This window comes from Caballeronia sp., assembly GCF_028292365.1.
Classification (GTDB): Bacteria; Pseudomonadota; Gammaproteobacteria; order Burkholderiales; family Burkholderiaceae; genus Caballeronia.
The window spans coordinates 1-11092 of record NZ_JAQGMM010000483.1 but is presented as its reverse complement, the minus strand read 5'-3'; the positions used below and the strand labels follow the sequence as shown (position 1 = coordinate 11092).

The window sequence follows — 11092 nt, the reverse complement described above, 5'->3', positions numbered from 1 at the left end:
CCCGCTCTTAATCCGGTTACTGCGCCATCGAGATACGAAAGCACGCCATTTACCCAAACCGCATCAATACCATCCGCCTCCTGCTGAGGTTCGGCGAACGTCGCGGTATCGCGGACCTTGTCGGCATCGAAGAGAACGAGATCTGCGTGATAGCCCACTTGAATCTGCCCCCGCTCCGACAACCCAAACCGCCGCGCCGATAACCCCGTCATCTTGCGCACCGCTTCCTCAAGCGAGATCAGCGACGTATCCCGCGCGTAATGCCCCAACACTCGCGGAAACGCGCCCCACAACCGCGGATGCGGCAGCGGATCATTCGGCAGACCATCGGACCCGACCATCGTTGCCGGATGCGACAAAATCCGCCGCACATCGTCTTCCGACATGTTGTGATAAACCGCGCCCGCCGGCTGCAAGCGCTTGCCCGCTTCCTGCTGCGTCACGTTCCACACGGCGGCAACTTCCGAAATCAGCTTCCCCGCCATCTCCGGATGCGGCTCCGACCACGTAATCGTGATGTCGATATCGCCGGTCACCTGCTTCAAATCGAGCGTCGATGAACTCCGGTTGTACGGATAACAATCGCATCCCACCGGCTGACCTTCGCGCGTGTTTTCGAGCGACTTCAAAACCTCCGTACTACGCCCCCAGTTCGATGGCCCCGCGCACTTCAAATGCGAGATCACGACGGGAACACGTGCATGCTTGCCGACTTGATACGCCTCGTCCATTGCATCGAGGATTGCATCGAATTCGGTGCGCATGTGCGTGGTGTACAACGCGCCGGCATTGGCCAAAGGCTCGGCCAGCGCCATCACTTCTTCCGGCGGTGCGCTGAACGCCGAGCCATAAGCAAGACCGCTGCTCAACCCAAGCGCACCGTGCGACAACGCTTCTTCGAGCTGAGCGCGCATGCCGTCGATTTCCTCAGCCGACGCGCCTCGATCCAGCCGATCCATATGGTTATTGCGCAGCGCCGTGTGCCCGATCAACGCACCCACGTTCACGGCTGGCCGAGCCTGATTCACCGCATCGATATAAGCCGCAAAGGTCGGGTAAGAGAAATCACGCCGTTCGCCCAATAAATTCATCGGATCGGGCGGATCGCCCTTCAGCGTCACCGGCGATGCACTGATTCCGCAATTGCCGACAATCACCGTCGTCACACCCTGCGATATCTTCGGCAGCATCTGCGGCGACCGAATGACGTGGGTGTCGTCATGCGTATGGACATCGATAAAACCCGGCGCCAGCACGCGCCCTTCGGCTTCCACGACGTTCTCCGCCGTCCAGCCACTCAGCTCGCCGATCGCGACAATCCGGCCCTCCTTCACCGCCACATCGCGCTGAACCGCCGGCGCGCCCGTTCCGTCGATCACCCGTGCGCCTTTGATCAGCGTATCGACGTGTTCTCCATCCAATGCCATGTTCAATCTCCTAAAGGCTGACGTTCGTCGCCGCCACCACCACGATACGCATCCAGCGCGTGTTTCATGCGCCGTAAAAGCTCGCGGCTCGTCTCGCCTTGTTTCACGGCAAGTTCGGTCACAAGCAGGTCGAGCGCCATCAACATGGCGTAACGCGACGTCGACGGCTTGTAGATAAAATCAGTTTCGTTCGCGATGATCGGGATCAGCCAGTCGGCCAGTTGCGCGAGCGGCGACGCGGGCGCAGTCAGCGCAATCACACGCGCGCCATACTCCCGCGCGATCCTGCAGCTCTCGACCATCTCCGGCGTTTGCCCCGTCACCGATAAAGCCACCACCACATGCTCACGGGAGAGCGTCGCGGCGACCATCCGCTGCAGCAAGCCATCCTGATATGACGCCACCGGGCGCCCCAGCCGGACCAGCCGAAAACGCATTTCATCGGCTAAAGCGGTCGAGCCTCCGCCCATGCCGAACACGTAGATCATCTGCGCATCGGCGAGCGCATCGGCGGCAGCAGCAATCGGCGCCGCTCGCAGCGCGCCGCGATTATGGGCGAGCGTGGTTTGGATATCATCGAAAATACGGGCGGCGAGGGAATCGGCGGGATCGTCGGCGCCGGTTTCATCATACGAACCGCCACGCAAAAACCGCTGGCCGACGGCCGCGGCCTGAGCCAGCCGCAATTTGAGCTCACGCACGTCATGGCACCCAACCGCCTTCGCAAAACGCGTCACGGTCGCAATGCTGACCTCGGCTTTTTTTGCGAGCGCTCCAATGCTGGCGCGCGATGCACCGGTCAAATCGTCGAGAATGAGCGCCGCGACCTTCCGTTCCGCCGAACGCAATTCGGGCGCGCGCTCGGCAATCCGGGCGACGATATCGAAGGCTGGCGGTTCGGATGAAACGTTCATGAAAACCCTTTCGGCGCGCTTGGTACTAAATAACAATGTCTCGGGCATCGTACTTTCTGTACCATTGTCGCGTCAATCTCGATATTAAATCGGATGCAGCAAAACAAGCCCCCGACTCTATACAAACGAACGATGGAGTAGCAGCACATGAAAGTTACAAACTATCAAAGCGCGACAATCGACCCATTCGGCAAGGGTCTGGGCATGGTGCCGGGCGTCAGCGTGCATCTCGTGGACGCCGCGCGCCTTGACTGGAATCTGCTGGACGAGGACGTGAGCCTGCCGGCCGCGGTCCTCTACGCGGACCGGATCGAGCACAATTTGAAGTGGATGCAGGCGTTCGTGGCGGAATACGGCGTCAAGCTCGCACCGCACGGCAAGACGACCATGGCGCCGCAATTGTTTCGACGGCAACTGGAAGCGGGCGCGTGGGGCATTACGCTTGCCACCGCGCATCAGGTGCGCGCGGCGTACCGCGGCGGCGTGCATCGCGTGCTGATGGCCAACCAGCTAGTCGGCAAACGCAATATGGGCATGATCGCGGAGTTGCTCACCGATCCGGATTTCGAGTTCCATTGCCTCGTCGATTCGGCTGACAACGTCGACCAGCTCGGCGCGTTTTTCAGCGATGTGAACAAGCACGTGAACGTGCTGCTGGAACTGGGCGTGGCGGGCGGCCGAACGGGCATTCGCGATGACGCGCAGCGCGACGCGGTGCTGGCAGCCATTGCACGCTGGCCCGATGCCGTGAAGCTCACCGGTGTCGAGATATATGAGGGCGTGCTGCAGGACGAATCGAAGGTACGGGCGTTTCTACAAAACGCGGTGGACGTGACTCGCGCGCTGGTCGCCGACGGCAAGATCGAGCGCAAGCCGGCCATTCTGTCGGGCGCCGGATCGGCGTGGTACGACGTTGTCGCCGATGAATTCGCGAAAGCCAATAGCGATGCAATCGAAGTGATCCTGCGCCCGGGTTGTTATCTGACGCACGACGTGGGCGTGTACAAGAAAGCGCAGAACGAGATTTTCGCGCGCAACCCGATTGCGAAGAAGATGGGCGAAGGGTTGAAACCGGCGCTGCAATTGTGGGCGTATGTGCAGTCAATTCCAGAGCCGGATCGCGTGATCATTGGCTTGGGAAAACGCGATGCCGCCTTCGACGCCGGCATGCCCGAACCCGCTCGCCATTTCCGTCCTGGCACGCAATGGCCGCGTGACATCGCGACCGATGAAGGCTGGGAGATCTTCGGCATGATGGACCAGCACGCCTACCTGCGGATCAAACCGGGCGACGACATCAAGGTCGGCGACATGATTGCGTTCGACATCTCGCATCCCTGTCTCACGTTCGACAAATGGCGCCAGATTCTGGTCGTCGATACAAAATATCGCGTGAAGGAAGTGATCGAAACGTCGTTCTAAGCTCGAGCGTCGTCGGAGACGGCGCTGCCGAGTTCGCCTGGGCCTGGGCCGTTCAATTCGGCAGTTCCGGCGGCCACTTCCTGGATGCGCTGCTCGAGCGCGCGCAACGCGCCGGAGAGCGCTGTGACGGCGTCGTCGGGAAGCGTCGAGAGTGTCTCGTGAAGGAAGGCATTGCGGCGCGGCATGCCGGCTTCGGTGACGGCTCGGCCGGCATCGGTGAGGACCACGTTCGAAACCCGGTTATCACGCTGGTCGACACTGCGCGCAATCCAGCCCAGCGCCTCCAGCGTCTTCAACTGCCGCGTGAGCGCGCCCGGGTCCACGCGCAGCCTCTCAACCAGCCGCTTCTGCGACAACTCGCCCGCGTGGTCGTGCAGCGCGAGCAGGATGCGCCAACGCGGCATTGGATGGCCAACCTGCGACTCGAACGCCTGCATGAACGTTCGATAAGTGCGCCCAAACTGCTGTATGAAGGCGATACGTTCCGTCTCGTCCATGCTGATTGGTTCCCGGCTGACTGCTTTAGTGCTGATTGCTTCAGTGTTGCGCGTCTGCGCGTCGTTCGTGGCTGGGGTGCTGTTCGCATGCCCGGCGTCTGATGTCGCGCTCATTCGGCCACTATCGTCGGTTCAACCTTCACGCCCTTCAAGCGCACCGGCGGCACGCGACGCGACTGCCACACCGCCAGCACCGCCACAATGGCTGCCACCGCGAGACCGATGTGAATTGCCGCAACCAGCGACTCGCGTGCCGACTCAAGCAGCATTGCGCCGTTATGACCCGCGCTCGCAAGCTGCGACAGCAGCGTGGTTTGCGCGTCGTGGTTGATCAGAATCTGCGGATCGCTCAGGTCGCCGAACCAGTGGCTGGCGTTGTCTTTATCGAGTGAAAGCTGCACACCGCTTGCGTACAGATGACTGATCAGCGTACCAGTCAGCGCCGTTCCGATCATCCCGCCAATCATGCGCAGCGACTGCAGCAGCGCCGTCGCAATACCCAGATGTTCCCTTCCCGCGGTCAGCTGCGCGAACACGGTCAGGTTCGGCATGACAAAGCCCAGCCCCATTCCGCCCAGCACCATGAACGTCATCAACAGCGGACGTGGCATTGAGCGCGTGGCGATCACCACGCCGAGGCACGCCAGCGCGAGCAACGCGAAACCGACAAACAACATGGCGTTGGGATTCTTCACACGCGTGACAATCCGTCCATTCACGATACTGCCGATCGTAATGAACACCACCAGCGGCGTGATCATCAGGCCGGCGTCTTTCGGCGACATGCCAAAACCGCCCTGAAACAGCAAAGGCGCGTAGAACAGCAGCGAAAACATGGTGAAACCGCCGAGAATCGCCAGCGTAAAGAGCGCGGACAGGCTCTTGTTGCGGAACATATCGACGGGAAGGATGGCGTAATCGCAGCGCCGTTCCCATTTCCAGAGCGCATAACTGGACGCAACGCTCGCGACCAGCAGCATCAACGATTCCACCGACAGCCCGTGCTTCGGCAACATTTCGACGAATAATTGCAGCGAACCCAGCGCAATCGCGATCAGGCCCGCGCCTTGCCAGTCCAGACGCATCTTGCCTTCATGCTTGACGTGCCGAAGGTGCGGAAGGAAGCGCCAGACGAAAAACACCGAGAGCAGGCCGACCGGCAGGTTCACGTAGAACACGGAGCGCCAACCGTAGTATTGCGTCAGAATCCCGCCAAGCGAGGGCCCGACCGCGTTGGCAATACCGAACGCCGAACTCATCATCACTTGCCAGCGAAGGCGCACGACGGAGTCAGGAAACAGATCAGCGATACAGGCGAACGCAGTACCAACGAGCATGCCGCCGCCAATGCCCTGAAGGCCGCGCGCGAGCACGAGGAACAGCATGTTGTTGGCGAGACCGCAGAGCGCGGACGCAACGGTGAACACGACGATAGATGCGATCACGAACGGCTTACGGCCGTAATAGTCGCCGAGCCTGCCGAAAATAGGCACGGTGATCACGGACGTGAGCAAGTACGAGGTGGCGACCCAGGCATAGAGGTTAAAACCCCTGAGTTCAGCGACGATGGTGGGCAACGCCGTGCCGACCACGGTTTGATCGAGTGCGACCAGCATGGTCACGAAGCAGATGCCCAACATCGCCATCAGCGATTCGCGGAATGGGAGCACCTGTCCCGCAGAGTGGTGCTCGGCAGTATGAACGGCCATTTTTTGATACCGCAATGATTGACTTGTCAACAGAATGTGAATCATAGCACGGTGAAAGGCTCTAATCCAAGGCCAGACGCCTTCTCAACCTTTTTCTAAAATTGCCATGGAACCGACGCCAATCGCCGCCTCGCCCCTCTCGCAGGAAGATCTCGCGACCTTGCGCCGAGCCAAGGAAGCACTGGAAAGTCCGTCGCTTACGATGAAACTGGCGAGCGTGGTTGGCTCGCCCATCGAAAAGCTGATGGCGAGGATGCCGAACGTCGCGCAGGAGAAAATCGACGACGCAACTCAGGCTGCGCTCAAAAAATGCCTGCAACTCGCGCTGCGCACGCTCAGTAAAACGACGGTTGACGGCGTCGTGCTGCCACCCGAAAAACCGCACAACCTGATGCACAAGCTGGCTGTCGCGACGACTGGAGCGGCTGGCGGCGCCTTTGGGCTTTTCGCGTTGCCGGTGGAATTGCCCGTCACGACCACGCTGATGTTCCGCTCGATCTGCGACATTGCGCGCAGCGAGGGCGAAGACGTGCATCTGATAGACACCCAGTTGCAATGCATGATGGTGCTCGGCATGGGCGGCCCCAGTTCGAGCGACGATGCCGCCGATATCGGCTATTTCATTGTGCGTGGGACCTTGGCGCAGTCGGTATCGAAGGCAACGAGCGAGTTGGCAGCGAAGGGTTTGAGCGGACACGGCTCGACCGCATTGCTCAAGTTCTTGCAGACGGTGGCGTCGCGGTTCTCGGTGCAAGTCAGCGAACAGGTCGCCGCCAAGTCGATCCCGGCGATCGGCGCGGTGCTGGGGGCCATGGTCAACACGGTTTTCATCGATCACTTCCAGCAGATGGCGCACGGACATTTCACCGTGCGGCGACTGGAGCGGCAATACGGGCAACTGGCCGTCGAGCGCGCTTTTCAGACCATCGATATAGGCAGCGGGAAGTGAACCGCTAGCGGGTCGTCCGCTTCCTACGATGTTTCCACGGGCTGTGGTGCCGTAACCCGGCGTACAAACCCGGCCGCCTGCTCCAGCGCGCGGTTCGCCTCCGGCACGAACGGCGCGAACATCTGGAAAACATGCGGCATTTTTGGCCAGATCTGAAGCTCTACGCTCACGCCTGCTGCACGCGCTTTCTCCGCAACGCGGGTGGAATCGTCGAGCAGCACTTCGGTATCGCCGACCTGGATGAAGAGCGGCGGCAGTCCGTCGAACCGTCCATAAAGTGGCGATACGTAGGGGTTACGGACATCCGCGTCGCCTGTATAAAGTTTGCCCGCCGGTGCGAATGCTCGGCCATAGAACATGGGATCGCGGCCATCGTTGGTCGTCATTGACGCGCCAGTCGCCGCCAGATCCGTCCATGGTGCGAACAACGCTGCGCCTGCGGGCAGTGAATCACCCGCATCGCGTAGAGCCAGCAAGGTCGCAAGCGCAAGACCGCCGCCGGCCGAATCGCCGGCTATCACCATGGACGCCGGCGACACGCCATCGGCCAACAGTTGTCGATACGCAGCCAGCGCGTCGTCCAGCGCGGCGGGAAACGGGTGCTCGGGAGCAAGTCGATAATCGAGGGAAAAGGTCCGCGCGCCTGACTTTCTCGCGAGGGGAAAGACGATCCCGCGATGTGTCGCGGGCGAGCAAAAATAATAACCGCCGCCGTGCAGGTACAGGATCGCGATGTCAGACGGCTGACCGGGCCACAGCCACTCGCCACGAAGCGGGGCGTCGTCCTGGTCGTATCGCTCTTCAAGACGCCAGCCCGACGGCGGTTTCGGCAACCACACGCGCTTTGACGTTAATGCCCGGGCTCGCGCAACATCGATACCCGACTTAGCCGTTTCGGGCCGCATCCGGCGACGTAAAACCCAGCAGGCCAGCGCACTTTGCCAACTCATGGCGACTCCCCTTTTCGATGAACGCCAATAGTACGATCGTTCGTCTAGTCGCGTAGGGAGAGAAAGCCGCAGTGCGTTTCCAGTGTCCTGCAAGCACAACGCCTCGTCAGTTCGCCGGCATTACCTGCCCGCGAATCTCTCCAGTCGGGTTCTTCTCGGTGTGAATATTGAAGTAGTACTGGCCGGCCATGAGTTCGTTGGCCTGTTCCTCGGAGAGCGTAGCCTGACCCGAGATCGGACTGGGCAGCGCGTTCTTGTCGATAGGAACCTGCACCTTCGCGTTCTGACCCACGGGCGCGGGGCCGTGAAAGTGGGCCATGGTTGCTGGACCTGACAACTCGGCGTACGTCACCGTCCACTGCAGCGTCTTGGTCGTGGTGTCGAAGGTGGCTTTCAGCACGCCATGCCCCTTGCTCACGCGCGGCGGCACTTCACTCGATGGTTGCAGGTTCGCTTGCAAAGCGACGGTATCGGCAAAAGCTGAGCTCGACGCTATTGATGCAACAGACGACATCAACACCATGCCCAATCCCAACACCCTGTTACGCAGACTGAATCTCGTGAACATGTTTGCTCTCCCCTGGGTGACTGACGAGTGGACGAGTCGTCTGCTCATCGACGCGCCATGGTAGTGCATTTTGCGCGTCAGGCCTTCACCCATAGACCCTGTCGCCGATAGCAGGCCGGAAATGCGAAAAGGCGCCTCACGGCGCCTTTTCGTTGCAACGTCAAACTTTCAGCACTTTAGAAGCGGTGACGAATACCCGTCGTAACCACTACTTGGTTGCCGTGAACCGAGTTGGCGTTCGTACCATAAACCTGCGCTTCAGCACCTTGCTTACCCAGCTGAACAATGCCCTCCGCGTAGATGTCCGTACGCTTCGACAACGCGTAGTCCGTCTGCAAACCGAACTGATGGAACTTCATGTGGTCATTGTTGTTCGGACCCGCGGTGTAACCCTTCACATCGGTGTACGTGTACGCGGCGCCGAGTGCCAATGCCGGCGTCAGTGCATAGCGTGCATTCACTTCATAGTTGTTGAAGCGCGCCGTGGAATCGCCCACCGCGAACTGGAAGCGGCTTTGCGTCCACGCACCGCCCACCGTCACCGGACCAATTGCGTAGTTCGCGCCAGCACCGAACGTACGTTGCGTCTGCACCTGCAGCCCCGCAACGCCGGCCTTGCTTGCCAAGGCGCCAGCGTCCGTCATCGCACCGCCATTGTTGCTGGAACCCGGATTTTGCAGTTGCAGGTAAGCCGCGGCAATCTTGAACGGACCGTTTGCGTACTGTGCGCCCGCGCTGTAAGCACGGTTGTTAGCGAATCCGCCAGCCTGGTTCGAGAAGCCATACAGGCCGCCAAACGTGAGGCCGGAGTAGTTCGCGCTCTGGTACTTGACCGAGTTGTTGACGCGGAACGAGTTGTTTGCGTTGTCGTTGTCGAACGGATGCGCGAAGTACGTACCACCCCAGCTACCGGTTGCCGTCATCGGCGCGAGATAGTCGACCACTGAGTCGTACTGGCGACCCAACGTTACCGTACCCATCTGAGCCGACGAGATACCAGCGAATGCCTGACGACCGAACTCACGGCCACCTTGAAGCGCCGAGCCATCGCCCATGCTGAAACCGCTTTCCAACGTGAAGATAGCCTTCATGCCGCCACCGAGGTCTTCCGTGCCCCTCAGGCCCCAACGGCTGCCGTTGATGTTGCCGCTCGACAGGCGGAATGCCGCGGCGCTGCCCTTGGCAACGTTGCTAGCAGCCTCATTGTTCACATAGGTGAAGCCAGCATCGATAAGGCCATACAGCGTAACGCTGCTCTGCGCACTTGCGGCGGTCGCAAAAGAAGCGGCTACAGCCGCGACGATCAGAGTCTTTTTCATGTGTGATCCCTTTAATGAGTCTGACGACTCGACTGGTTGCATAACGCGACGCCTTCCTGCCTGACACCAAGGCGACTCGCTCCGGCGTTCACCGGACACCGTGAATCGGCTGAGCAAAGTTTAGGGCGCAGGCTTTTAACCAAACCATCAAGGCACACACAAAAGGCTTTTCGAATAAGTCGAAAAATAGCGCTTCGTTTCGCTCAAACGCTTGTTCCGTCAGGCATTCAAGCTATCTTGAATTAACCTCCGGATACCTAATTAGTTTCACGCGTTGCAGAGTTGCGACAGTAGCAACCGCACGACACCAGCGGACTTTGGTTAGCTTTCGTCCTATTCCTATTCCACCCATAACCCAAGCGCATTAACATCGCGCACGCGAGTGGGGACCTGAAAAAGACCAGCCTCACGCGTGTCTCTTTCGGCCCCGAGGCGTGACATACACGGGGCGGCTCTTTGCTCATCGGTTGCTCAATGAATCATCTCCAAGCCATGCGCGTTTTCGTGAAGGTCGCTGAAACCGGATCGTTCGGCCGGGCTGCGGCTGCGCTGGATTTATCGAACGCTGTCATTACGCGCTACGTCGCGTTGCTCGAGGCGCACCTCAATACGCGACTGCTCAATCGCACGACGCGAAGCGTGTCGCTCACCGAAGCCGGCGCGTCGTACGCAGAAGGCTGCCGGGCGGTGATAGAACAAGTCGAGGCGATTGAATCGACGGTGTCGCAAACATCGTTTGATCCGTCTGGTACGCTGAAACTCGTGGCATCGGCTTCGTTCTCATTGTTCGGACTCACCCCTTTGTTGTGTGAGTATCGTGAGGCGTTTCCCAACGTGAAGTTGCGTCTCACGCTGCTGCATCGGCCCGTGGATCTGGTGGATGAAGGTTTCGATGTAGGAATTGTGGTGCCGCGCATGGTGAACAGCGGCACGTTGATTAATCGGCCGTTGTTCAAGGTGACGCCAGTCATTGTGGCCGCGCCCGGTTACCTCGCGAAACACGGCGTGCCGCTGCGCCCCGCCGATCTTGTCGCTCACGCGTTCCTGTCACCGTCAGCAGACATACACGGGGCCACGTGGTCGTTCACGGGCGCGAGCGGGGACGATGAAGATATCGTCATTGACCCGGATTACACAGTCAACAATTCGCAAATGCTTCGGCAAGCCGCGCTGTCCGGAATGGGTATCACAGCATTGCCGGAGAGTCATGTCGCGGCCGATCTCGAACAGGGTGCGCTCGTGCGTTTGCTCACTGACTACTCGGTGAATAACGCTGACAAGGAAGTGTCGCTGGTATATCCAGGACGCCGTCACGTGTCCGCAAAAACTCGCTCATT

The 11092-nt window shown here is 60.0% G+C and carries 10 protein-coding genes; 3 read left to right on the top strand and 7 right to left on the bottom strand.

From position 1 onward, the window contains the following. Both JWR14_RS28035 and JWR14_RS28030 read right to left on the bottom strand, forming a co-directional pair. A partial coding sequence (locus JWR14_RS28035; RefSeq protein WP_299715370.1) for a D-aminoacylase occupies positions 1-1427 on the bottom strand: 1427 nt, incomplete at its 3' end. A 2-nt stretch (positions 1428-1429) separates the two neighbouring features. Next, positions 1430-2341, bottom strand: a complete 912-nt coding sequence (locus tag JWR14_RS28030) for a MurR/RpiR family transcriptional regulator (protein WP_299715367.1) — start codon at positions 2339-2341, stop codon at positions 1430-1432. Positions 2342-2488: 147 nt separating this feature from the next. Between JWR14_RS28030 and JWR14_RS28025 the strand changes: the two genes are divergently transcribed. Beyond that, positions 2489-3763 (top strand): amino acid deaminase, encoded by a 1275-nt coding sequence (locus tag JWR14_RS28025; protein WP_299715364.1) that lies wholly within the window; start codon positions 2489-2491, stop codon positions 3761-3763. On the opposite strand, the gene JWR14_RS28020 is transcribed toward JWR14_RS28025, so the two are convergent. Then, complete coding sequence (locus JWR14_RS28020; protein WP_299715376.1) at positions 3760-4260, bottom strand: MarR family winged helix-turn-helix transcriptional regulator; 501 nt, start codon at positions 4258-4260, stop codon at positions 3760-3762. The two genes, JWR14_RS28025 and JWR14_RS28020, sit on opposite strands and share 4 nt — an antisense overlap. Before the next feature lie 110 nt (positions 4261-4370). Continuing rightward, complete coding sequence (locus JWR14_RS28015; protein ID WP_299715361.1) at positions 4371-5969, bottom strand: MDR family MFS transporter; 1599 nt, start codon at positions 5967-5969, stop codon at positions 4371-4373. Between the two features lie 106 nt (positions 5970-6075). Between JWR14_RS28015 and JWR14_RS28010 the strand changes: the two genes are divergently transcribed. After that, positions 6076-6918 carry an EcsC family protein gene (locus JWR14_RS28010; RefSeq protein WP_299715359.1) on the top strand — a complete coding sequence of 281 codons (843 nt, stop codon included), beginning with the start codon at positions 6076-6078 and terminating at the stop codon, positions 6916-6918. A 23-nt stretch (positions 6919-6941) separates the two neighbouring features. On the opposite strand, the gene JWR14_RS28005 is transcribed toward JWR14_RS28010, so the two are convergent. The 3 genes from JWR14_RS28005 to JWR14_RS27995 form a co-directional block, all read right to left on the bottom strand. After that, complete coding sequence (locus tag JWR14_RS28005; protein WP_299715356.1) at positions 6942-7868, bottom strand: alpha/beta hydrolase; 927 nt, start codon at positions 7866-7868, stop codon at positions 6942-6944. 106 nt (positions 7869-7974) lie between these two features. After that, a complete protein-coding gene (locus JWR14_RS28000) occupies positions 7975-8391 on the bottom strand; it encodes a CHRD domain-containing protein (protein WP_299715373.1) in 417 nt (138 codons plus the stop codon). Positions 8392-8612: 221 nt separating this feature from the next. Continuing rightward, on the bottom strand, positions 8613-9755 hold the full coding sequence (locus tag JWR14_RS27995) for a porin (RefSeq protein WP_299715353.1): 1143 nt from the start codon (positions 9753-9755) through the stop codon (positions 8613-8615). 474 nt (positions 9756-10229) lie between these two features. On the opposite strand from JWR14_RS27995, the gene JWR14_RS27990 reads away from it, so the two are divergent. Beyond that, on the top strand, positions 10230-11092 hold an 863-nt coding region (locus JWR14_RS27990), incomplete at its 3' end, for a LysR family transcriptional regulator (RefSeq protein ID WP_299715350.1).